This window comes from Serratia sp. CY33525, assembly GCF_052169115.1.
In the GTDB taxonomy this organism is placed as follows: domain Bacteria; phylum Pseudomonadota; class Gammaproteobacteria; order Enterobacterales; family Enterobacteriaceae; genus Serratia; species Serratia sarumanii.
This window is the reverse complement of record NZ_JBJNLK010000003.1, coordinates 173,322-196,572: the sequence shown is the minus strand read 5'-3', so window position 1 is coordinate 196,572 and position 23,251 is coordinate 173,322. Positions and strand designations below refer to the sequence as shown.

Below are 23,251 nucleotides of genomic sequence, written 5' to 3'. Positions count from 1 at the left end.
ACACCAGAGGATTGCATGTCTGACTCAACATTCCCTAAAGGGTTTTTATGGGGCGGCGCTTTAGCCGCCAACCAGGCGGAAGGCGGCTATCGCGAGGGCGGCAAAGGGCTGACCACCGTCGATATGATCCCGCACGGCCCGCACCGCATGGCGGTCAAACTCGGGCTGGAGAAGCGCTTTAGCCTGCGCGACGACGAATTTTATCCCAGCCACGACGCCATCGATTTCTACCACCGCTACCGCGACGACATCGCGCTGATGGCGGAGATGGGCTTTACCGTGTTTCGCACCTCCATCGCCTGGAGCCGTATTTACCCCAACGGCGACGAGCTGACGCCCAACCCCGAAGGCATCGCCTTCTACCGCAGCCTGTTCGAAGAGTGCCGCCAATACGGCATCGAGCCGCTGGTGACCCTGTGCCATTTCGACGTGCCGATGCATCTGGTGACCGAATACGGTTCCTGGCGCAGCCGCAGGATGGTGGAGTTTTTCACCCGCTACGCCCGCACCTGCTTCGAAGCCTTCGACGGGCTGGTGAAATACTGGCTGACCTTCAACGAGATCAACATCCTGCTGCACAGCCCGTTCTCCGGCGCGGGGTTGGTGTTTGAAGCGGACGAAAACCCCGAACAGGTGAAATACCAGGCCGCGCACCACGAACTGGTGGCCAGCGCGCTGGCGACGCGCATCGCCCACGAAGTGAACCCCGCCAACCAGGTGGGCTGCATGCTGGCCGGCGGCAACTTCTACCCGTGGTCCAGCAAGCCGGAAGACGTGTGGGCCGCGCTGGAGAAAGATCGCGAAAACCTGTTCTTTATCGACGTGCAGGCGCGCGGCGCTTACCCCTCCTACGCCGCTCGCGTCTTCCGCGAGAAAGGCGTGAGCGTCGCGATGGCGCCGGAAGACGCCGACATCCTGAAGCACACCGTCGACTTCGTCTCCTTCAGCTACTACGCCTCGCGCTGCGCCTCCGCCGACATGAACGACAACAACAGCAGCGCCGCCAACGTGGTGAAATCGCTGGCGAACCCGCACCTGCCGCGCAGCGACTGGGGCTGGGGCATCGATCCGCTGGGGCTGCGCATCACCATGAACATGATGTACGACCGCTACCAAAAGCCGCTATTTCTGGTGGAAAACGGCTTGGGCGCGCACGACGAGTTCAATGCAGCAGGCGAGATAGAAGACGACTACCGCATCAGCTACCTGCGCGAACACATCCGCGCCATGGCCGACGCCATCGCCGACGGCGTGCCGGTGCTGGGTTACACCACCTGGGGCTGCATCGACCTGGTGGCCGCCTCGACCGGCGAAATGAGCAAACGCTACGGCTTTGTCTACGTCGACCGCGACGACCAAGGCAACGGCACCCTCGCCCGCACCCGCAAGAAATCGTTCTGGTGGTATAAGAAGGTGATTGCCAGCAATGGGGGGGATTTGGGGTAGTGGGGAAGTTCTAACCAAGATCAAATTAGCTTGTCACCTGACTACATATCCCCACTGCAAACATAGTCAGGCCAACTAAGAGTCTGAACATCGCTGTTGATAAACTCTGGCAACCAACTTAAGGAATCACCATCTTTCTTTCTAAGACCGCACTCCCAGATTTCGAAGACTCGCCATCCAGCGTCAAGCAGTTGCATCTTGACGCGAATATCGCGTTGTTTATTCGATGCAAGTTTTTTAGTCCAAAACTCAGTGCGAGTAGCCGGAGTCGTAGCATAACGACATCCTTCATGGCGATGCCAAAAACAGCCATGCACAAAGATGCACAATTTGTGCTTGGGAAGAACCAAATCGGGTTTTCCGGGTAAATCTGCAACGTGCAGTCTGAATCGAAAAGCTTTCGCATGTAAGTACTTACGTACGAGCATTTCCGGCCGCGTATTCTTGTTTTTGATGCCTGACATCATTCTAGAGCGTGTTTTTTGGTCGACGACATCCATGATTGCTTCCCGTTTGTGTCTCTTCCTGGTATCTTGGCTACCTTATTAAAACTACAAAAAGAACTCATGAGTACAACTTCATTACCGATTCCAATAGTAGATCTTTTTGCCGGACCTGGTGGCTTGGGTGAAGGCTTCTCTTCGTTGAAAAACGGGACCGCGTTCCAGATCGCAGTTTCGGCTGAAAAGGATCCTATTGCTCACCAAACTCTCCGTCTCCGAGCCTTCTATCGATTACTCTGTAGTAGTAGACCAAGCAAACTGGGTGATTACTATCGCTTTTGCAATGGCCAAGCCGAAAAACCATACAGCTCTGAAACAGAAGATCTTTGGCATAAGGCCGGTAAAGAAGCTATGTGCATAGAAATTGGCAGCGTTGATGGAAATGCTACTCTTGATGCTTCAATTAAAGCAGCATTAGATAAACGCCCCCCTGAAGAACCCTGGGTGTTAATTGGTGGGCCGCCTTGCCAAGCGTATTCACTGGTAGGTAGAGCCAGAAACAAAGGTAACGCTGACTACAAGGCTGAAGATGATCATCGCCATTTTCTCTATCGTGAATACTTAAGGATCATACAAAACTACCAACCGGATATTTTTGTCATGGAGAACGTTAAAGGAATTCTCTCGTCGACCATAAATGGCAAAAAAATATTCCATGAAATCCTGAAAGACCTTGCCAATCCAAATGCTGCCTTGAGTGCAGAAAAAAAAGGTCAGCGCTATCACATAGTGTCACTCGTCAGCGATCAAGTGTTTAGTGATGGTGATGATCCGAGTCAGCTGGATCTAACGAAATATATCATTCGTGCCGAAGACTTTGGCATACCGCAGGCTCGCCATAGAGTCATTTTATTAGGGATAAGAGAAGATCGCTATCAAGACAAGTTGCCCAAGTTGTCTTGCCAAAACTCAGTATCAGTCGAAGATGCTATTGGAGGTCTCCCTGCTTTGAGAAGTTTGTTAAGCAAAGAAAAGGACTCCAATACTTTATGGGCAGAACTAGTTGGTAAGGAACTGCAAACACTGGCAGAGGCTGCATCGACATCTGACGATACCGTAAAAAATTTAGCACCTTATCTACAAAAAACCGCTTCCAGCATCGGCTGCGTCCAAGCCACAGGAAGTATAAGGCTACCTAGAAAAGCCGGTTATTTAGGACAAACAGGACATGATAAATTAGATGAATGGTTATTAGACTCCTACCTAAATGTCTGGCTTAACCATGAAACTCGTGGGCATCGCATAGATGATCTTGCCCGTTATGGTTATGCCGCAACCTTCGCTTCTGTTCACAAAAGATCGCCAAAGGGACATAAGGAATTTAATTTGCCAAGACTCGCTCCTGCTCATAAGAACTGGGAGTCAGGCAAGTTTTCGGACAGATTTAGGGTTCAAATTAAAGATAACCCGTCGACAACGATTACAAGTCACATATCTAAAGATGGACACTATTTCATTCATTATGACCCGATACAGTGTAGAAGCCTGACTGTGCGAGAAGCTGCTCGGCTACAGACTTTCCCAGACAACTACTTTTTCCAGGGTGGTCGTACCCAACAGTACCACCAAGTTGGGAATGCAGTGCCGCCACTTTTGGCGAATCAAATTGCTGGAATCGTAGCCAAGATTTTGGCATAGAAGCTCCAAGACTAACCTCCAGCATTCTAGACAATTTACATATCGGCCATTACCTCAGTAAACAGCTTGCAATGGCCGTAACTAATCAATTTTAATATTCGATTTCCAACCGCTCCAGCAGATACTTAAGAGCGGTTTTCTCCCCTTTGGATAGACTTAAATTACCCGCAGCAACCTTGGTTAAGGCACTTATGTTTTGGGGAGATGCAGCACCAATTTTATTAGCCTGAATGATGATGTCATTCGCTCGATGTACCAAACCAGTTACCTTAATATCGAAGTCAATATCTAATCGCCTAGCTGTTTCACGACTGCCTTGTCTTGTTTCATCATTGTAATCTTCAATAGAAACGCCGAACTGAAGAATAGAGTCATCCGGTGAACCGATTTTTCCCTTCACATACAACTCCCAGCAAAAGTCTCGTTTTGCAAATTCCGATATGTTCCTGACATTGTCAGGGGGAGATCTCAAAATTTTTGCAACCTGCCTCGCTTCTTTAAGCATCCAGCCAAGCAATGAGATTGGGATACTTTGCTCTCGCCATATCCGATCTAGATCTATCTGTTGGCTTCTTATACGAAACTCATTCGCACAGGCTGCGATCGTATACGTAACTATTTGGGCTTTGTAACCTCTATCCATCAGATACCACGATGACTTCTGAATGGCCTCATCAAGGCCAATGAATAGTAATGCTTTAGCCATTGCTCTGCGAAACCATGTTTCACTAAGTAAAGTGCCGTCTCCAAGTTTCAAGAGTACCAATGTCGTATAGCGGTTGAAACATTTCTGAGCACCCTCACTAACGTAATGAGGCCGCCCATCAAAAGACAACTCATATTTAGCTAGATCTGTCTTTGTCACGAGTCTTGTTTTCGGGTACATCAACTCGAGTTTGTTGCGTTCAGACTTGGTTTTATAGGCAAAGAGGTTTTTGTATTGGCCTCTAGTACGCTCATAGAACCACTTACTAGTATGCAACTCACCGGCTTTTTGTGGTACGGAGATCTCTTTGGAAAAACGCTCAATTCGAATTTGTACCGGACTATTGGAGGCAAGATCAGCTAAAGAAACTTTATTTTGCGTGTTGGCGTACTCTGAAATTCGCGGAACGACATCAGCCAAACGCATTTCATCAACTACCGATAGCTTCACCTGAACATAAACATGGTCAAGCTTCTTACCTAAACCATCACGAGCATAGAGAAGTGATGCTGTGGTTTGCCCACCATTCACGATCTGGAAGTTTTTGATATGGTATATAGCCAATGCACCATTAGAAAGCCTTCGTGTTAGCACAGAAGATGCCGTTGCAGTAACGCCATTATTGTAGGCAAAGAACATACTTGGATCCTCTGCAATTGTGCGCAGAATACCTTTGTTGACACCAGTCTTTGCCTGAAGGTAAGTTCTGACGTTCTGCTCAAGTAAACGATTTCCAAATGCTGCAAAAACTGCTGCCAACACTGAACCAGGGATCGCAAAGAGATAGCTCTGATAGCTATCTGCACCAACCGAGGCTGGTAAACACTCGATAGCACCATCGAAGTTTTCATCAAAATCAATCTCAACAGGTTCCCCGCCAGTTGAAGAAATCTTTGAATAGCGTTCTAAGTCAAGGACATTGATATGCATGGTAATGCCATCAAGATCTTTCGTTTCAAAGATGCTTTTGCGGATACGCAAATGACCGTTAGTAAAAATGATGACGCGAAGTCGCTTAATTCTCGTGCTATATTGCTGAATAAGTAAAACAAGTTGATAAGCTGGACTAGCCTCTTCTAGGCTATCAAGAAATTTTCGACTTGTTGCAGCCTTGAAGAATCGCTCAACACCATCGACTACACGCTCGATGTCCCGGCTGTTGATTGCTGGTAGTTCTTCTACTTGGCGGTAGTCACAAACAGCCAAGTAGAGATCACCAGACTCACTGGCTTCACTTTCTAGTATATCTAGTGCGTAACCATCAACACGGTATCCCCCCAATCCCTCCCTAAGAACCGGGCAATACTCCATATCTGGTGTATCTCCATTCTCTGCAGCAAGCGACGAGTAGATTCGAAAAAACTCCGTAATCTGAAGCTCGTGGTTCGCAATGCTACCAACGCGAACCTCTTCATGTAGATACAAGTATTCATCTTGAAGTTCAACCATTTATCAGGGCCTCTAATTCCGATGACGTTATCAGAAAATCTTTTATCGTTTCACAGGAAATTTCATACCTAGCCTTGATAATTCCAAGCGGGACATTGCTTGGAATCAAGCGCGGGAACCCCTCTGAAACTCTATAAACACTTAATTCTTCAAGCTTGAATGCATCATGAATATAATCAGCATCTGGATCGTAACCTGCAACGATCAATTTGCGCTGAAACTCCATAAACCCATGACTGTTGATTGCTAACATTGAGGACACAGCCAAGGACAAAGACGATAGACTCACACCATCATCGGAAGGGCTGAAACGGTTTACTGCGATGAACAGATTTCGGTTATCCCAGTCCAATTGATCAAGCGAAGATATTTTCAGTGATTGCCGTTGGGTCGAAAGCTGCGCTTTAACTTCTATACGTACATTGTTCAAACCGATATCATTGGTATCGTCATCTGGCCCTCTCCACCCACGGACGGCCAATGGGGCATCAACACCACAGACTTTAATAACCCAAACCAACATACTCAGTTCCCCCAGAAGACCCAGTCTCTCCTTGAAAGAAAGTTCACGAGTACGTCGACGACGCAGCAATTCCGCCCAGCGATTAAGTCTGTTCACAAAAATCTGAATAGCACTGCCCGCATTTTCCGCCACTGATGAAGCTTCTACAAGATCGCTGCAAATAATTGAGAATAGATCAGTTAAAGCACGCTCTATCAATCTTAAAGTAAGGCAATAAATACCGTTTTCATATTCAAGTTGGACAGCCATATTCTCGAATATGGGGAGCTCGCCCACATCAAAGTCCACTGTAGAAGACTCCAACGTAAACTCTCGTTCTCCGACTAATGAAAAACCTATAAAAAGATCAAGTTGGTGATCAGGGCAAACACGAAAACGTCCTGCACTGTGTCCTCGCCCAGCTATTTCATCCCATTTCCCCGTAAATTCACTACTCATCGAATATATCCTCATCGGTTTGGGCTTCCTCCAGCTGCTGCTTCAAGAGCTGGCGCATTCTGACAGAAATAGCATATTCACGTTGTATCGGTTGAACGCTAGTTTCAGGAAAAGCCAAACTCAATGTCACTACAGGCAAGTTCTTCTCGAATTTTAGTGACTTATCCTTACCTCTCTCAAGATCAAATTCGAAATCAAACAAATGAATTACAAGTAAAGGGCGCTCTCTAGAAAGTAAACAGGCTTTCTCAGCACGAATTTTTGAGTCCCCCTCTCTAATTTTTTTTATTTTACCCTCCAGACTTTCCCCTCTTTCACCATACTTGAGATCAGTGGGGGCTTTATCTGCTACTATATTTTTCTCTGTAACTTTTACAACATCAGGGTCATCTGACTTTGGAATCCCGCTGTGGCGCTCACGACAAAAAACACTCTCAGCCCCCTCAATACCGAGATCCAAGGGGAATTTTAACGAGCTTTTTTTTCTAAAAGGAATCGCTATATCCCAACTAGCTAGCTCACCTGCAGCACGATCTGAGATATAATCCAAAGCCAAGCTTCTTTCTTCGTTACCTAAAGCAAACTCCAGTTGCGGTAATTTAAATTTTTGAAGAAACTCTTTCACGACGGTAACGTTGATACGAGACCAGACAAACGCAGATTCATCACTCACTCGCTTATTAGGAATTTCTGAGTTAAGGATTTTGACTAAAGAAGTGACAGCATCGAGATGTTTGCGGTTAATTTCGGAGCTATTAAACAATTCGTATGCTTGAAGATGGCGAACGGACAGATCCAAGGCAATCAGAAGTGGTTTTGCAGCCCTCATTTTGTTCGCCGCAGTGATAGCAATACCTGTTGAACTCTGACGAACTTTGAGGCCAAACTGATCTGGTGTAAGCCCCATTTTTTCCATTCGCACAAGGTCACCTCGCAGCTCTTCAACTGAGCCACTGACCTCACGAAAATCTCCAAGCATATCCGTCGTTGCATGGATACGACAGAGTTTTTCGTATCCAGGGCGATAACCAAACCATCGTCCCATTTGGAGTAAAGTATCGGCGGCCCCGACATTACGAAGTACATATGAGACAGCAAGCCCTTCCAAGGTGAGACCACGTGAAAGTGCCAACCCACCGACAGTGATTACATGAAGGCCAAATTCAGGTGCCTTATCATAGTCCAATCCGCCACCACGCATATTAACTAGACGAACCTCAATAGATGAAACTGCCTGTTTTAGAACCTCTCTAACTTCATCCCAATTAAATTCTGAATACATCTCGTATTCATTACACCAAACCTTGTACATACGACTTAGAATCTCGGAACGTTCCCAAGTTGGGTTCACAGCCCATACATCGATAGCAGCTTTCATTTCTTGAACAAGGCGATAAATTTCATTGTGTACCTGTTGTTGAATTGCATTAAACCTGCTGACATTCACAAGCATTGACGAATGTCGCCCTCCTTCACCGGCTAGCGTTCGAAGGCATCTGAAAAGTGCATATTCGAAAACCGCATCTTTGAGACTTTGAGGCAATGCTGTAACTATATATCCTGACTTATGCTTAAGTGGCAGAAGATCCTTGTAGTCATCAGGGATAGGTCTTACACAAGTCTTATAGAACTTACCATTTTCAGAAAACAATTTATCAGCACCAATATAGTTTTCTGGTGGTTCAAGTGACTTGATGAAATGCTCAGGGAAAAGATCATTCTTGAGCATTTCGTCATTTGTGTCAGGGTCAATAAAAATATTAGCAAATGGCGTCGCAGTGTATCCAACATATGATGAACGTCGGGAACAATCTAATAACTCACGGATACGAGCATTGATTGTTGATGTAGCATTAGGGTTTTTTTCGGTATTTATCGATGCATTATCAGCTTCATCATCAATTAACAACATCGGCCCTTCAAGTTGTCCACCTTGGCGTAACCCTCTAAGCCAAATAGCAAGCTGCTCAAGTACTTTATTGTGTTTTTTCGTCACAAACAATATAGGATCAGCAAAGTTTTCTTCTGTAGCGCCTATTCCTGTCGCCTTCCCAACATTAAAATCTGAAACTTGCGTTGTTCCACAATATGGATGTCGAATGTCAGAGTTTTCGTCTTCGATCCCCTTAAAAACATGAGATACAGGGTAAATAACCGATGCCACTGTATCACCAAGTGAAGATTTCCCCACAAAGCTCTGATCTAGCCTTACCTGAGTTTGATATCTAAGTGAATTAGTAAGCCCTGCCAACACAATAATGACTCGGTAACCGGCGTCTGCAGCCTTGGCAATGAGTGCTGAATAATTTGTCGTCTTACCTGACTGCACATGCCCCATAACAAGGCCACGACGGCACCATGACTTATTCTCCAGAGGATCACCTAGGTAGCCAACAATTTCGTCTGTTACCTTATCAACGGTTTTAACAACCTGAACTGGGAGTATTGAGTGATCCAACCAGTATTTTTGCAATCGACGCCAGAAGTAGGAGTTTATCTCTCCTTGACGTTTTCTGTACCACTCTTCGAAGTCGGTTTTTAGTACATGACCTTTATCTTGGCTCGTTCCATACAGCGTCTCAAGATGCCGAATAAGTCGGTCAGCCAATCCTTTTTCGAGAATCTTTGAAATACCTGATTTTTCTCTAACATGATTTTCAAGGAATCCTTTAGGAACAGGAAACCGTCCTTTTATAGATTTGTCGATCTCCGTACGAAGAAAACTAAGAGCAGCTTCAAAATCCACTTTTCATACCCCACTTTTCGGCTGTATTTTTTCGAACATAACTCTCCGTGTATATCCATTGACTGGAAAAAGGTTCTACATCTCTTATAAAATCTAAAAAGGTATCAACTTCAAAGGATCCATCATTACTTTGAAGGAAATTTATAACACATTGGTCGACAATAGATTCAAACTCTTCAGTTGATGTCGAACATTGACTGACACCAGAACCGTTAGCATCAGCAATAAATCTGTCTGTTGGAAAATAAGACTCCAGTAACCGAAGCACGGCATCAGCATTATTTGAGACACACTCCATATCTAATAGGCTCGCTACGATAGGATGCTCTCGATTTACTCTATAATAGATCTGACCATGTTTTATATGGCGGAGCCATACAGAATGGACTTTCGGAACATCTAGAGAAATTCCTTTTTTACGATGTACCGAGAATGAACGCAGATTGAAACGTTTGACAACGTCTTGGAGACGGCGTTTAAGAGCAACCGGGAGTTGTGCATCCGATTTATCTACAGTGATTCTCCATTCAGCATCAGCACTATTTGGAATATCGACTCTGATCCTAGTCAACTGAGAAAGTTCACCATGCGGAATCAACCGGAACCAGGTCCCATAGATGATTAATCGCTTGTTTCGATATACATAAAACCCTTGATTACGGACCATCCCTTCAGAACCACCAAGTACTTTCTGTTCCTCAACAGTTAACTTTGAGAAATGCGGCAAAATATAGGGCTGAATACTAATTACAGCTCCATTCGCTGTCTTAATAAGTTCAGCATCTAAGGTCTGTGTAGCATTATGAGATATCATGAATGGATCGATTGGGCGTAACTGGCGACTATTAACCGCGATTGTCAAACGCCTATCTGCTTCCCCAGCAAGATATCGGTGAAAGATCAATGAAAGCTGTTGATTTGAATGTGCAATAGCAAAAGTAAGAGAGTCATCAAAAGAGGAGTTGATTTCACTATTAAGTACTCGATCGCAACGAGTCCATATTACTTCAGTTCCCGATTGAGATTTGCATGGAACAGACAAAAGACTTTCTGCTTCTGCTCCTTCCATGACTTCCATTCCCCAATCATCAATATCATCGATATCCCATCGCGCAGCACTAATAACCCCATCACACCAAGAAACAACTGTGAGCATTCGAGCTTGCGAAAGAGATGCAGATTTTAACCCCCAACCAAATCTTCCAAGATCGTCCGGTTCCCTGTCATCTTCTGGGTTGGTACTTGCGGGACGCATAGCCACTTTTAGAGCATCCAGAGTCATCCCCAGGCCGTTATCCCGAATCCTAACAACCACTTCTTTACCGGTTTTCTCTAGTTCAAAATTGATATCTACCCGAGTAGCCTTAGCCTTGATACTGTTATCAATCAGATCAGCAAGAGCTGCTGCAAGATCATAGTTGCCAAAACTCCGAGCAGTTACCATCAGGTCTCTTGCTTGGGGGGGATTTGAAACCCTCATTTTCCTCTCCTAAGCCCATTCTATACAAAAAAATCGCCGCATGGTTCATTTGTTAATAATTTCACATGTAATTATTTTTTTGCCATTAATGATGAGGGATATTTAAGCATAGATCACTTTATAAATACGTTGGCCACAGTCACTAATTACGCATATTACAAAGAAAAACTCTCTATCTAACCTCCCCAAAGATGATGCGCTATAATAATTCCCATACCCAAAAGCAAATAGAAGCACTCCATGATACGAGCACATTTTGTTCACATTTAACTTAAGCAACCACCGAGGTATAAATAGGATAATTTTTATATAAAATTATCAATTACAAACCACGCTAGCAAGAATCTATACATATTGTTGCCACTGGCTACAACAGAGGTTACCGTCATGAATAGTCATTTACAATAAAATTCGGGAGATTAACAGCGAATCACAGACCTATGAAACATCCCCATATAAGGCAATTCTACACATACAAATTTCATTTTTTATGCAATCTTAGTCACATCCCTCACCACAATACCCTGTGAATTTATCCAGCCCATTCCATGTAGGCGGTAGCCAGAATATATTTACCGTGCTGCAAAAAGATCCGCAGTCTGGATTGGAACCCCGACTCCTCCAATACGAATAAGGCATTTTTTTTCGGCGCCTACGTGCACACTCAGTTCGGTGGCTCAGGCAGGACAACCGCGAGGCTGATCGGTAATTGCGTAAGTACACTTGTTTCAGTTCGGCGCATTTTTTGATATTTCCGGGGGAGATAACAGGATACTTATAGCGGGAATGGTGAATGCGTCAATTTGATGGGCAGGAGTGGCAGCGTGCAGATTCCAGACACAAAAAAACCACCTCTCGGTGGCTTCTTGTTCGCGCAGTACTTAATGGTGCCGAAGGCCGGACTCGAACCGGCACGTATCTCTACGGTTGATTTTGAATCAACTGCGTCTACCGATTTCGCCACTTCGGCACTGAAGTAGTATGCGGAAAACGGGTGCATTATACCTTCCCGCGATCGTCACGCAACACTTATCCGTTGTTCAATGAGTTAAGTGTCGAAAAAAGCGCCGCAGCGCACGTTTGCCTGCCCTTCCTCGCCGCTTTCCCACCCCGCCCGCTTCACAAACCTTGTGGCGCGTCACATTAATTATCACAACATGGTGTTGCGAGAAAAAACACCGAGAAAACCCAATAATAAGCAATTAATCATAAAGTTAAATAACAAAACCGCCCCAACCCCCACGCCGGCATTTGTGATAACTGTCGCTTACTTGTTAATCGCGATGGTTGAAGATGTTCCTCCATAACAAAAAATAACAACTTCGCGGCGCCCCTGCCGCCGCCGGAGCCACAGGAGCGAACATGATCCCGTCTGAACGCCGCGATTACATCTATCGCTATGTGCATGAATATCAGCTGGCGAGCATCAGCGCGCTGTCGGAGCTGATGAGCGTCTCCCACATGACGGTGCGGCGCGATATCCGCGTGCTGGAAGAGCAAGGCAAGGTGGTCAGCGTCAGCGGCGGCGTGCGCCTGAGCGAGGCGCTGCGCCAGGAGTTGGCCTATTGCGAGAAGGCGCAGCTGCACCATCGCCACAAGCGCGAGATCGGCAAATACGCCGCCAGCTTGGTGGAAGACGGCCAGGTGGTCTATCTGGACGCCGGCACCACCACCTTCGAGATCGCCCGCAGCCTGGCGGAGCGTTTCAATCTGACGGTAGTCACCAACGATTTTTCCATCATCCAGCACCTGATGAATCGCCCGCAGCTCAGCCTGTTCCACACCGGCGGCCAGGTGGATCAGCGCAACTACTCCTGCGTCGGCAACAGCGCCGCCATGCTGCTGCGCAGCCTGAATATCGACGTGGCTTTCATCAGCACCAGCTCGTGGGATCTGGAACACGGCCTCTCCACGCCGCACGAGGAGAAGGTGCTGGTCAAGCAGGCGCTGCTGGAGGTCGCCCGCCGCCGGGTGCTGGTCTCCGACAGCAGCAAGTACGGCAAATACGGCATGTTCCGCGTCTGCCCGCTGGAGGCGCTGAGCGACATCATCTGCGACGCCGCGCTGCCGCCGGAGGCGCAGCAGCTGCTGCGCGAGCGCGGTCTGCAACTGCACAACGTCCAACTCTGATAACAACAACGCTAGGGAAAGGAGCACCATATGAACATCGTCATCACCGGCGGCGCCGGTTTTCTCGGCCAGCGGCTGGCGAAAGCGCTGCTGCACGGCAGTTGCCCGCTGGCCTTCGACACGCTGATCCTGGCGGACATCACCCCGCCGCCCGCCCCGCTGCCGGATGCGCGCCTGCAGTGTCTGGCGCTCGATCTGTCGCAGCCCGGCGCGGCGGAGCGGCTGATCGACGCCGACTGCGGCGTGCTGTTCCACCTGGCGGCCATCGTCAGCAGCCATGCGGAGAGCGATTTCGATCTCGGCATGCAGGTCAATTTCGATGCCACCCGCCAACTGCTGGAAGCGGCGCGCCACCGTGCGCCGGGCATGAAGTTCATTTTCACCAGTTCGCTGGCGGTGTTCGGCGGCGAGCTGCCGCCGGTGATCGACGATCGCTGTGCGGTCACCCCGCAATCCTCCTACGGCGCGCAGAAGGCGATGTGCGAGCTGCTGATCAACGACTATGCGCGCAAAGGCTTCGTCGATGGCCGCGTGCTGCGCCTGCCCACCATCAGCGTGCGGCCGGGCAAGCCGAACAAGGCGGCTTCGTCGTTCGCCAGCGGCATCATCCGCGAGCCGCTGCACGGCGAGCCGGCGGTGTGCCCGGTAGACGCCGAGCTGGCGCTGTGGCTCTCCAGCCCGGCCGCGGTGGTGAGCAACTTCATCCACGCCGCCACGCTGCCCGCTTCGGCGTTCGGCGCGCTGCGCACGCTCAACCTGCCCGGCATCAGCGTGCGCGTGCGGGAGATGCTCGAAGCGCTGCGCGCGGTGGCCGGTGACGCCGTCGCCGCGCGGGTGCGATTCGAGCCGGACGCCGCCATCAACCGCATCGTCGCCGGCTGGCCGGGCGAGTTCGACACCCGGCGGGCGCAGCAGTTGGGCTTCACCGCCGATGAAAGCTTCGAGCAGGCTATCCGCGCCTTTATCCGCGACGACATGCCGCAAGGCGGGGGCTGATCATGGCGATGTATACCCCAATCATCGGGCTGGCGGTGGCGGTGTTCGCACTGATCTTCCTGGTGCTGCGCACCCGCGTGCATGCGCTGATCGCCATGCTGATCGCCGCCTCCATCGCCGGCATTACCGGCGGCATGGGTGCCACGCAAACCGTCGACGCCATCACCAAGGGCTTCGGCTCCACGCTCGGCAGCATCGGCATCGTCATCGGGCTGGGGGTGATGATGGGCCGGGTGCTGGAGGTCTCCGGCGCCGCCGAGCAGATCGCTTACAGCTTTATCAAGTGGCTGGGCAAAAGGCGCGAGGAGTGGGCGCTGGCCATCACCGGCTATATCGTCAGCATCCCGATCTTCGTCGACTCGGCGTTCGTCATCCTTTATCCGCTGGTCAAGGCGCTGGCGAAAAAGGGCAAGCGCAACCTGCTGACGCTCGGCGTCGCGCTGGCCGGCGGGCTGATCCTCACCCACCACGCGGTGCCGCCGACGCCGGGGCCGCTGGGCGTGGCGGGCATCTTCGGCGTGGATATCGGCGCCATGATGCTGGCCGGGCTGGTGCTGGCCATTCCCTGCGTGATCGGCATCGTGCTGTATGCGCGCTGGCTGGGCGCGCGCTACCCGGACTTTATGCCGCAGGAAGAGGAAGCGCCGCAGGATCTGCGCGCCGCGCATCAGCAGTATCTGGCGGAGAAAGAGGGCAAGGCGCTGCCGAGCCTGATGTTGTCGCTGCTGCCGATCCTGACGCCGATCGGGCTGATCTTCGTCAACGCGGTCAACAATATGCTGGCCAAGCGCGAGGGCATGGGCTGGCTGGCGGAGAGCCTGTGGGGCCAAAGCTTCGCGTTTCTCGGCTCGCCGATGATCGCGCTGGCGATCAGCGTGCTGCTGGCGGTGTACACCCTGATGCCGCACGCCAACAAGCACGACACGCTGGAGCGGCTGGAAGAAGGCCTGCAGACCGCCGGCATCATCCTGCTGGTTACCGGCGCCGGCGGCGCGCTGGGGGCGGTATTGCGCGAGAGCGGCGCCGGCACGCAGCTGGCGGAACAGGTCGCCGGGCTGCCGATCTCGCCGGTGCTGATCCCGTTCGTCATCGCCACGCTGGTGCGAGTGATACAGGGATCCGGCACGGTGGCGATGATCACCGCCGCCTCAATATCGGCGCCGATCGTCAGCCTGCTGCCCGGCGTCAATATGCTGGCGGCGGCGCAGGCGGCCACCCTGGGCGCGCTGTTCTTCAGCTACTTCAACGACAGCATGTTCTGGGTGGTCAACCGCATGATGGGCATCAAGGACGTGCGCCAGCAGATGATGGTGTGGTCGGTGCCCACCACTATCGCCTGGGCCATCAGCCTGTGCGGCGTGGTATTGCTGGACTGGCTGCTGTAACGCTTCCCCCAACGTCAACCCCCAGGGCGCGATCTGCCAGATCGCGCCCTTTTTTTCTTCTCCCTTTCACGCCCCTCACCACAAAACCGCAGATCCGATCACAATTTCACCAAATGCTGATTTTAAAGCCATATGAAAGAGAATAAGGTGAATAAATAAAATCAAATGAAAATAAAAGAAGGATAAACGCAATGAATGAAACAACCAGACGCATGGCCAGGTTGATCGACCTGAGCGCGGTGCAAGCCACCAATACCGAGGAAGACGTGCGCCACTGCGCCGCGCTGGCCAGCCGCTATCGCATCATCTCGGTACACGTGCTGCCGTGCTGGACGCGTTTCCTCAGCACCCTGCTGCCGGAGCGCGGCCAGGCGGACGTAATGATTGGCGGGCCGGTCGGCTTTCCCGGCGGCGGGCAGACCACCGATCTCAAGGTGCAGGAGGTGCGCCAGCTGATCGCCGAGGGCGCGCGCGAGGTCGATATGGTGGTGAACATCGGTAAGGTGCTGTCGGGGGATTACGACTACGTGCGCGAAGATCTGCGCCGGGTAGTCGAGGCCGCCGCGCCGGTGCCGGCCAAAGTCATTCTGGAGACGCACTATCTGAACGAGCAGCAGATCCGTCGGGTGTGCGATATCGCCGTCGAAGTCGGCATGGCCTGGGTGAAAACCTCCACCGGCTGGGCACCGACCGGCGCCACGGTAGAGAAAGTGGCGATCATCGCCGATCAGTTGCGTGGCCGCATCCAGATCAAAGGGGCCGGCGGCATTCGCGATCTGGACACGGTGCGCGCGTTGTATCGGCTGGGCGTACGCCGCTTTGGCATGAGCGCGGCGGCCACCCAGCGCGTGCTGGAGCAGCTTGAACAGGATCCAGGCCTGTTCCCGGAACTGAACGATAACTAAATCCTGCGCGATCCCAGCGCACGCTTCTGCGGGTGGCCCGCGCCATCCGCCACGGGAGTGATAACAATGAAAGATTTACTTCTTACCCTTGATATCGGCACCGGCAGCACCCGCGCCGGGCTGGTCGCCAACACCGGGGAAATCCTTGGCTTCGCGCAGCGCGAGTACGAGCAGATCACGCCGCAGGCCGGTTGGTCGGAACAACCGCCTTCACTGTGGTGGCAGAGTGTCTGCCAATGTACGCAGGAGCTGTACGCGCGCTACGCCGAATACTGGCCGCGTATCGCCGCCGTCGGCGCCTGCGGGCAGATGCACGGCACAGTTTTGCTCGATACCGACGGCGAGCTGGTCGTCGATCGCGCCATGCTGTGGAACGACAAACGCGCGCAGCCGCAGGTGGCGCGCTTTAGCCACCAACAGCCGCCGCAGCCCTGGCTTGAACTGTTGAACAATCCCCCCACCGCCGCCTGGCCGGCGTTCAAGCTGGCCTGGCTGCGCGAGCATCATCCATCGCAGTGGGAGCGCATAGCCACGGTGTTGATGCCAAAGGATTACGTCAATTTCCGGCTCTGCGGCGTACGCGCCACCGACTACAGCGAAGCCTCCTGCTATTACCTGATGGACAGCGCCACGCTGCAGTGGTCGCCAGAGGCGCTGCGGCAGTTCGGGCTGCGCGCCGATCAGCTGCCCGCCATCCATCTCTCCAGCGAGGTGATTGGCCACATTACGCCCGCAGCGGCAAGCGTTACCGGTCTGCCGCCGGGGGTGCCAGTGGTGGCGGGCACGGCGGATATGGCCGCTACCCTGCTCGGCTCCGGCGTCTATCAGGCCGGCATTGCCTCCGACAGCACCGGCACCTCGACGCTGCTCACCGTGGTCTCGGAACACCCGCTGCTCTCCGCCGGCGTCAACAACCTGCACTTGGCCAACTCGGCCTGGGGCGGTTTTACCCTGCTCGATGCCGGTGGCGACGCCATGCGCTGGGCGCGTTCGGCGCTGAACGCCGGCCAACTCAGCCATCAGCAGATGCTCGATATGGCGGCCGAGGTGCCGCCGGGTGCCGAGGGGCTGCTGTTCCTGCCCTACCTGACCGGCGAGCGGCTGGCGGAACACACCAACTCGCGCGCGCAGTTCTTCGGCCTGCAGCGCAAGCATAGGCAGCCGCATCTCTACCGCGCGGTGCTGGAAGGCGTAGCGCTGGCCTCCCTGCGTAATCTGCAGCAGCTCAGGCGCCACGCGCAGGAGCCGGAGGCAATGATCGCTTCGGGCGGCGGCGCACGCAGCCCGCTGTGGCTGCAGATCAAGGCCTCGGTCTACAACCTGCCGTTGCTGCAGACGCGCAATCAGGAGAACGGCACCACCGGCTGCGCGATCGTCGCCGGGGTCGGCGTCGGGCTGTTCAGCAGTTTCGCCCAGGGGGTGAGCCGCACCGTCAGCATCGAGCGCGAATTTACCCCCGATCCGCGCCAGCACGAACACTACCTGCGCTGCTTCGAGCTGTTCGAACAGCTCTACCGCCAGGCGCAACCCCTCTACGAACAGCTTGACGTTATTAGCTCGTTCTCTTTTTCTCCGGATGAAGGAACACCGCAATGAGCGACTCTCTGATTAACAAGGGCGACATCGCGCAGCACGCCGCGGCCGAAAGTATCGACCGCAGCGCTTATCTGCCCGCCACGCCCTGGCTGCAGCTGATGCTGGTCTGCTGCCTGTTCGCCCTGTGGGGCATGGCCGGCAACCTGAACGATATTCTGATCGCACAGTTCAAGAAGGGGTTCGATCTGTCGGATACCCAAACCGCGCTGGTGCAGTCGATCTTCTTCCTCGGCTACTTTGTGATGGCGCTGCCCGCCGCAGCGGTGATCAAACGCTACTCGTACAAGGTGGCGATCGTGATCGGCCTGTGCCTGTACGCACTCGGCTGTTTCCTGTTTATTCCTGCGGCGCAGATCATGACCTACGGCGCTTTCCTGGCCTGCCTGGGGGTGATCGCTACCGGGCTGTCGTTCCTCGAAACCTCCGCCAATACCTACTCCAGCCTGCTGGGGCCGCTGGAAACCTCCACCCAGCGCATCAACTTCTCGCAGATCTTCAACTCGCTGGGGATCATTTTTGGCGTCTTGATCGGCCAGCAGCTGGTGTTCGGCAAAAACGATCCCAGCCACGCCGAGCTGCTGCAAATGCCACCGGCTGTGGCCGAAGCGGCGCGCACCCAGATGGTGTCGCAGGTGGTCACGCCTTATCTGATCATCGGCAGCGTGCTGATCGTGTTGGCGCTGATCTTCGTGGCGGTGAAATTCCCCGCCTGCAAAACCCAACGCTCGCACCAGGGAGCGGGCAAGCCGCTGATGCAATCGCTGAAGATCCTGCTGGCGCTGCCGCGCTTTCGATTGGGGGTGCTGTCCCAGTTCCTGTATGTCGGCGCGCAGGTAGGGCTGTGGAGTTTCACCATTCGTTTTGTGCAAATGATTGAACAGGGGGCAACCGAGCATTCGGCCACCTACTGGCTGCTGGCCACGCTGGTCTGTTACTCGGCCGGCAAGGTGGTCACCACCGCGCTGATGAAAAAGTTCAGCCCGGCGCGGTTGCTCGGCGTGTTCTGTTCGGTATGCGTGCTGCTGTTGCTGCTGGCCGTCAACATCCAAAGCCTGCTGGCGGTGGTGGCGATCATGGGCGTTAACTTTTGCATGGCGCTGTGCTGGCCAACCAACTTTGGCCTGACGATCAAAGGGCTGGGCGAAGAAACTCAGGTGGCCGGTTCGATCGTGGTGATGTCGATCATCGGCGGCGCGGTGGTGCCGTTACTCATGGGCATCATCTCCGATCTCAACGGCGGCGATATGCAGATCGCCTTCGCAGTACCGCTGGTCTGCTTCGCCTACGTCGCCTTCTATGGCTTCTACTGCGCGCGCAAGGGGATTTGATATGGCACACCGGATTAACGGATTGATGCACGTCGGTCTGCGCTGCGCCGATATCGAACGAGCCGCCGGCTTCTATCGCTCGCTCGGTTTCGAACCCCGGCAAACGTTGGCGCTCGGCGGCCCCGTCGCCGTACAGTTTTTGCAGTTGGGTGAGCTAACGCTGGAGTTATACCAGTTACCTGACGAAGGGCTGACTCGCTCCCCTAGCGCCTATGGTATCGACCATATCGCTTTGCGGGTCATCGATCTGGCGGCCACGCAGCGTTGGCTGGCGGAGCTGGGGTATCCGGTGATTGAAGGGCCGACGCTGCAGCCCAGCGGTGCCAACGGCGTGCGTTATCTGATGATCGCCGGGCCGGACGGCGAGCGGGTGGAGTTCAGCCAGCCGCTGTAATGTTTCTTCCCCCATAGCACAAGGCCCGATGGCTGTGATAAGCCATCGGGCCTCATTCGATTTTTTGTCAGCACACGAGCCTTTACCGCCATAGCCATGCGCCTTATCGGCCATCGCCCACATTCCCTCAAGCGCCCTACCAGGCTGCGCCAAATAATCCCCAACCGCAATGGCAACACTGCAAATAATTGCATATCCATGTGTCAGCCAATAAAGAATAAGTTTACTTAACATTGCAGGAACAATATTTTTTCATTTATGGTAGTCATGACTGGAATAAGCCAATGGGAACGGGGTTGTCAGGGGATAGATGTTATTTCTTTAGATGGGATTTTATCTGGAACCAACAGAAAATAGCGTGCATACGTAACAAAACAGCAACCCAAAGCTAAAAACCAGCAGAGAACACTTGCCTCTGCTGAGTTGATAGCTTTAAGATGGTGTAAGAAAATTTTCCCTGGTGTTGGCCGATCTTGGCAGCCTGACCCTACGAGGTCAGGTTTTTTTTATGTTTTTTTCGTCGAAAATTGACTAGAAAAGTGTATCGCCTTAGGGAGTTAGAAGCTAGTTAGACTAAAGTATAGTACCCAACTAGACCTTCATCAGTTCAGTTGGGTTATTATTTCACATAGCAGAAATCAGGTGCCAGCACTATTTTTCGCTCTGTATCTCAGCAGCCACGGCGTTCTACCATGGCCACCATACACCGCTCATTTTACTCAGCAACCCAACATACCCGCAGAGCCGTCGAGAAATAGCACCGGTCCTGTCATTAAAATAATGTGATCTCTATCAGATATTTTTTAATATCGCATTTTACCACTGCATGAAGACAGGTCCGAGGACGTACTGTAGAAATCACACCAGCCGCTCTTTTCACTCCTATTCCTCTGCCGGACGGCAAATCCATGCCCTATCGACACCCCCCAGTAACAAATAGTAAGAATTAATTTATTAAAATAATAAAATCCCCCTAAATTATAACGTCAATAATTAATATTTCACCATGGCAGATACGGCTCGGCAGTCATTGATAGTCAATCCTCTCCAGCCTTTAATCGGCCAAGCCGTTCAATCTCGTCGACCTGCTTTGTTCACCGTTCAATTGCCCTGAAGCTGCCTCGCCGCACGGCATAATAAGGTTAGCGCCGATCGCTTAAAAAGCCTTATCATTCTCATGCACCGGCATGCTCGTAGTGAAACTTCTCTGATGTTACTGGATAAAGTTATTTCTCTTAATTTATTCAAAGGTAACATTATGTTTAATATTTACAGCACCAACTACGCATCAATGAGCACCGAAAAATCAGCAGATCTTTATGTTTTAAGGAAAAACGTCTTTAAAGACAGGCTGCAATGGGCCGTGAACTGTTCAGACGGCAAGGAGCTGGATGAGTTTGATAATGATAAGACAAACTATATATTTGGCGTAAAGGACAACATGATAATTTGTGGTACGAGGATGATTGATATGAAACACAAGAATATGCTGAACAGCGCATTTTCCTCTTTCTTTCATGACGTCGTCATTCCAGAGGGGAATTTCATCGAGTCCACACGCTTTTTCGTCGATAAGGAAAGGACCCAGTCTCTGCTGGGCCGCCGGTTCCCTGTGACCCTGGCGCTGTTCTTGTCGCTAATCAACTATGCGCGGCAACACGGTTATGACGGCATATTGGCAGTCTCCAGCCACCCGATGTTGCATATCATCAAAAGCTCCGGCTGGAACGTCACGCAGTTGAAGACAGGCATGTCGGAAAAGAACGAGCCCGTTCATTTGCTGTTGGGCCACGTTGACCGTCAGAGCCAGGAGGCATTAAAAAACAGAATATTCAAAAAGTTGAATACGCAAGACGAGCACATGCTAAACGCCTGGCCGTTGAGCGACGAACCTGCGTTCTAATCACCCCACCGGTTTAATCAGCTGAAGTTCCATCCCTAAACGGATAGCATGCCGGGCATTCGCCACCCCCAGTTTTTTGACAATGTTCCCCATATGAAACTTGATGGTGCAGGTTTTGATCCCCAGGATCATGCCCATTTCCTGGTAGGTTTTCCCCACGCTGGCCCAATAGAGGATCTCGTTCTCTCTCTCTGTAAAACGGGCGTTTTTTTCCTGGCGCGCGGTGTTTTTTTCCGACAGTGAAGTCAGCGTTAAATACATCTCATGGGTCGATGCCAGCAGCAACGAAATATCGCCTTTATGCTGATTCAGCATCTGCATGGTTTCCGCCTTGCGCTCGGCAGCGAGGGTAAAGGAAAGGGTCACCAGATTATTATTAAAGTCATGCAACACGAAGGTATAGCCATCGGCTACGCCGAATTCGCGTGCTTGCTCGAACAACTCAGAAAAACGGAAGCCGGCGCCAGCCATGAGATTCTCATCCCAGGCGAAAGGTGTCAGGCGATTGAGCGCCGTAATAACCACCGGATCGGTATATTGCAGCCCTTGCTCTTTATATTGCTTTACCCATTCACCGGGGTAATTGGTGACGCCAAAAATACATGACATATCTTTCTTGGATAACACCACGTAGGCCCAGATAAGCTCGCCGAAATCGCCTAATGCTGCTTCCAGATGCTTGCTGATAATGTGACTGATATTTTCTTCATATTCCATTAACTGCCTGCCCCGCTACCCAATACACCGCAGGGTAGACTATACCAAAAAGGATCGGTGCGCCGTAACCTTCGCATCTCGCACGGATAATGCCCGCTGGAATATTGCCAGCGGCGGCCGGCAAGCGCTTTGCCTGCCGCCGATGCGCGGGGTATATTAGCCGCACGTCCATTGTGCCTGTCAGGAGTGAATGAGTGAGCATGTTCGCAGAAGAGCGCCAGGAAAAACTCCTCGCCATACTCAAGGAGAAGCGCAAGCTCTCCGTGGGGGAAATGAGCTCGCGCTTTAACGTCTCCGGCGCCACCATCCGCACCGATCTGCGCATTCTGGAAGACGCCGGCATGCTGACGCGCACCCACGGCGGCGCCATTCTGCGCACCCGCGCCAGCTTCGAGGTCGGTTCCGATCAGCGTGAAGAGGTGAACCTCAGCGCCAAGGAGCAAATCGGTCAATTGGCCGCCGGCCTGGTGGAAGACGGCGACATCATCGTATTGGACACCGGCACCACCACCCTGCAGATCGCCCGCCATCTGCGCCAGCGCCGCAACCTGACCGTAGTCACCAACGATTTCATGATCGCCAAGAGTCTGGAAGACGTCGAATCGATCCAGATCATCCTGCTGGGCGGCATCGTCAAAAAGGGTTATCACTGCGCGGTCGCCATCAACGGCCGTTCGCTGCTGGATACGCTGAACATCGACAAGGCGTTTATGGGCGCCAACGCGCTATCGCTGAAACAGGGCGCCTGCGTGGCCGACATCATGCTGGCCGAAACCAAGCGCGCGATGGTGGAACATGCCAATCAGGTGATCGTGGTGTGCGATCACTCCAAGCTGAGCAACACCTCGCTGGCGCAGTTCGCCTCCCCTGCCCAGATCGACACCCTGGTGCTGGATCGCCTGCCGGAAGACGCGCAGGCCTATCAGGATGCCGGCATTGCGCTGTTGAGCGTCAGCTAACCCCCAACA

18 protein-coding genes and 1 tRNA gene are annotated in these 23,251 nt (G+C 52.0%); 12 read left to right on the top strand and 7 right to left on the bottom strand.

Features of this window, described 5'->3' with window-relative positions; translation table 11 throughout:
• Positions 1–15: 15 nt before the first annotated feature.
• Complete coding sequence (locus ACJ8IM_RS09650; RefSeq protein WP_033652799.1) at positions 16–1,446, top strand: 6-phospho-beta-glucosidase; 1,431 nt, start codon at positions 16–18, stop codon at positions 1,444–1,446.
• Between the two features lie 41 nt (positions 1,447–1,487).
• Here ACJ8IM_RS09650 and ACJ8IM_RS09645 read toward each other — a convergent pair whose 3' ends face one another.
• The gene (locus ACJ8IM_RS09645) at positions 1,488–1,946 is read right to left on the bottom strand and encodes a very short patch repair endonuclease (RefSeq protein WP_071845097.1); all 459 of its coding nucleotides are present in this window, start codon (positions 1,944–1,946) and stop codon (positions 1,488–1,490) included.
• Here ACJ8IM_RS09645 and ACJ8IM_RS09640 point away from each other — a divergent pair.
• Positions 1,929–3,587, top strand: coding sequence for a DNA cytosine methyltransferase (locus ACJ8IM_RS09640; RefSeq protein ID WP_229601673.1), 1,659 nt, complete (start codon positions 1,929–1,931; stop codon positions 3,585–3,587). The two genes, ACJ8IM_RS09645 and ACJ8IM_RS09640, sit on opposite strands and share 18 nt — an antisense overlap.
• 91 nt (positions 3,588–3,678) lie before the next feature.
• Here ACJ8IM_RS09640 and ACJ8IM_RS09635 read toward each other — a convergent pair whose 3' ends face one another.
• The 5 genes from ACJ8IM_RS09635 to ACJ8IM_RS09615 form a co-directional block, all read right to left on the bottom strand.
• On the bottom strand, positions 3,679–5,742 hold the full coding sequence (locus ACJ8IM_RS09635) for an AIPR family protein (protein ID WP_051917585.1): 2,064 nt from the start codon (positions 5,740–5,742) through the stop codon (positions 3,679–3,681).
• The gene (locus ACJ8IM_RS09630) at positions 5,735–6,703 is read right to left on the bottom strand and encodes a PD-(D/E)XK motif protein (RefSeq protein ID WP_072008375.1); all 969 of its coding nucleotides are present in this window, start codon (positions 6,701–6,703) and stop codon (positions 5,735–5,737) included. The genes ACJ8IM_RS09635 and ACJ8IM_RS09630 overlap by 8 nt, the downstream gene beginning before the upstream one ends.
• Complete coding sequence (locus ACJ8IM_RS09625) at positions 6,696–9,449, bottom strand: Z1 domain-containing protein (protein WP_144337668.1); 2,754 nt, start codon at positions 9,447–9,449, stop codon at positions 6,696–6,698. The genes ACJ8IM_RS09630 and ACJ8IM_RS09625 overlap by 8 nt, the downstream gene beginning before the upstream one ends.
• Complete coding sequence (locus ACJ8IM_RS09620) at positions 9,439–10,929, bottom strand: ATP-binding protein (protein ID WP_080289880.1); 1,491 nt, start codon at positions 10,927–10,929, stop codon at positions 9,439–9,441. Before ACJ8IM_RS09620 ends, ACJ8IM_RS09625 begins: the two co-directional genes overlap by 11 nt.
• Positions 10,930–11,814: 885 nt before the next feature.
• A tRNA-Leu gene (locus tag ACJ8IM_RS09615) sits at positions 11,815–11,899 on the bottom strand.
• An 82-nt stretch (positions 11,900–11,981) separates the two neighbouring features.
• Between ACJ8IM_RS09615 and ACJ8IM_RS09610 the strand changes: the two genes are divergently transcribed.
• The 9 genes from ACJ8IM_RS09610 to ACJ8IM_RS09570 all read left to right on the top strand — a co-directional run bounded on the left by ACJ8IM_RS09610 (position 11,982) and on the right by ACJ8IM_RS09570 (position 21,566).
• Positions 11,982–12,236, top strand: coding sequence for a hypothetical protein (locus tag ACJ8IM_RS09610; protein ID WP_144337666.1), 255 nt, complete (start codon positions 11,982–11,984; stop codon positions 12,234–12,236).
• Between the two features lie 55 nt (positions 12,237–12,291).
• A complete protein-coding gene (locus ACJ8IM_RS09605; RefSeq protein WP_033652797.1) occupies positions 12,292–13,059 on the top strand; it encodes a DeoR/GlpR family DNA-binding transcription regulator in 768 nt (255 codons plus the stop codon).
• A gap of 30 nt (positions 13,060–13,089) precedes the next feature.
• Positions 13,090–14,055, top strand: a complete 966-nt coding sequence (gene denD / locus ACJ8IM_RS09600) for a D-erythronate dehydrogenase (RefSeq protein ID WP_033652796.1) — start codon at positions 13,090–13,092, stop codon at positions 14,053–14,055.
• On the top strand, positions 14,055–15,440 hold the full coding sequence (locus ACJ8IM_RS09595; RefSeq protein ID WP_074027173.1) for a GntP family permease: 1,386 nt from the start codon (positions 14,055–14,057) through the stop codon (positions 15,438–15,440). Before denD ends, ACJ8IM_RS09595 begins: the two co-directional genes overlap by 1 nt.
• A gap of 191 nt (positions 15,441–15,631) precedes the next feature.
• Positions 15,632–16,345 carry a deoxyribose-phosphate aldolase gene (gene deoC / locus ACJ8IM_RS09590; protein ID WP_197668561.1) on the top strand — a complete coding sequence of 238 codons (714 nt, stop codon included), beginning with the start codon at positions 15,632–15,634 and terminating at the stop codon, positions 16,343–16,345.
• Positions 16,346–16,411: 66 nt separating this feature from the next.
• A complete protein-coding gene (locus ACJ8IM_RS09585) occupies positions 16,412–17,941 on the top strand; it encodes a xylulokinase (RefSeq protein ID WP_033652795.1) in 1,530 nt (509 codons plus the stop codon).
• Positions 17,938–19,269, top strand: a complete 1,332-nt coding sequence (gene fucP / locus ACJ8IM_RS09580; RefSeq protein WP_033648624.1) for an L-fucose:H+ symporter permease — start codon at positions 17,938–17,940, stop codon at positions 19,267–19,269. The genes ACJ8IM_RS09585 and fucP overlap by 4 nt, the downstream gene beginning before the upstream one ends.
• 1 nt (position 19,270) lies before the next feature.
• Positions 19,271–19,663: a VOC family protein gene (locus ACJ8IM_RS09575; protein WP_033652793.1), complete on the top strand. Its 393-nt coding sequence runs from the start codon at positions 19,271–19,273 to the stop codon at positions 19,661–19,663.
• Positions 19,664–20,873: 1,210 nt separating this feature from the next.
• On the top strand, positions 20,874–21,566 hold the full coding sequence (locus ACJ8IM_RS09570; RefSeq protein ID WP_080289878.1) for an acyl-homoserine-lactone synthase: 693 nt from the start codon (positions 20,874–20,876) through the stop codon (positions 21,564–21,566).
• On the opposite strand, the gene ACJ8IM_RS09565 is transcribed toward ACJ8IM_RS09570, so the two are convergent.
• Positions 21,567–22,283: a helix-turn-helix transcriptional regulator gene (locus ACJ8IM_RS09565; protein ID WP_033636878.1), complete on the bottom strand. Its 717-nt coding sequence runs from the start codon at positions 22,281–22,283 to the stop codon at positions 21,567–21,569.
• A 200-nt stretch (positions 22,284–22,483) separates the two neighbouring features.
• Here ACJ8IM_RS09565 and ACJ8IM_RS09560 point away from each other — a divergent pair, with 200 nt between their 5' ends.
• Complete coding sequence (locus ACJ8IM_RS09560; protein WP_033636877.1) at positions 22,484–23,242, top strand: DeoR/GlpR family DNA-binding transcription regulator; 759 nt, start codon at positions 22,484–22,486, stop codon at positions 23,240–23,242.
• Positions 23,243–23,251 lie beyond the last annotated feature (9 nt).

What these genes read in the sequence shown, in the direction of transcription:
- ACJ8IM_RS09605 (WP_033652797.1), top strand. Translation starts at nt 12,292, where the DNA reads ATGATCCCGTCTGAACGCCGCGATTACATCTATCGCTATGTGCATGAA.
- ACJ8IM_RS09585 (WP_033652795.1), top strand. Translation starts at nt 16,412, where the DNA reads ATGAAAGATTTACTTCTTACCCTTGATATCGGCACCGGCAGCACCCGC.
- ACJ8IM_RS09570 (WP_080289878.1), top strand. Translation starts at nt 20,874, where the DNA reads ATGTTACTGGATAAAGTTATTTCTCTTAATTTATTCAAAGGTAACATT.
- ACJ8IM_RS09620 (WP_080289880.1), bottom strand. Translation starts at nt 10,929, where the DNA reads ATGAGGGTTTCAAATCCCCCCCAAGCAAGAGACCTGATGGTAACTGCT.
- ACJ8IM_RS09630 (WP_072008375.1), bottom strand. Translation starts at nt 6,703, where the DNA reads ATGAGTAGTGAATTTACGGGGAAATGGGATGAAATAGCTGGGCGAGGA.
- ACJ8IM_RS09635 (WP_051917585.1), bottom strand. Translation starts at nt 5,742, where the DNA reads ATGGTTGAACTTCAAGATGAATACTTGTATCTACATGAAGAGGTTCGC.
- ACJ8IM_RS09565 (WP_033636878.1), bottom strand. Translation starts at nt 22,283, where the DNA reads ATGGAATATGAAGAAAATATCAGTCACATTATCAGCAAGCATCTGGAA.
- ACJ8IM_RS09560 (WP_033636877.1), top strand. Translation starts at nt 22,484, where the DNA reads ATGTTCGCAGAAGAGCGCCAGGAAAAACTCCTCGCCATACTCAAGGAG.
- fucP (WP_033648624.1), top strand. Translation starts at nt 17,938, where the DNA reads ATGAGCGACTCTCTGATTAACAAGGGCGACATCGCGCAGCACGCCGCG.
- denD (WP_033652796.1), top strand. Translation starts at nt 13,090, where the DNA reads ATGAACATCGTCATCACCGGCGGCGCCGGTTTTCTCGGCCAGCGGCTG.
- ACJ8IM_RS09645 (WP_071845097.1), bottom strand. Translation starts at nt 1,946, where the DNA reads ATGGATGTCGTCGACCAAAAAACACGCTCTAGAATGATGTCAGGCATC.
- ACJ8IM_RS09575 (WP_033652793.1), top strand. Translation starts at nt 19,271, where the DNA reads ATGGCACACCGGATTAACGGATTGATGCACGTCGGTCTGCGCTGCGCC.
- ACJ8IM_RS09650 (WP_033652799.1), top strand. Translation starts at nt 16, where the DNA reads ATGTCTGACTCAACATTCCCTAAAGGGTTTTTATGGGGCGGCGCTTTA.
- deoC (WP_197668561.1), top strand. Translation starts at nt 15,632, where the DNA reads ATGAATGAAACAACCAGACGCATGGCCAGGTTGATCGACCTGAGCGCG.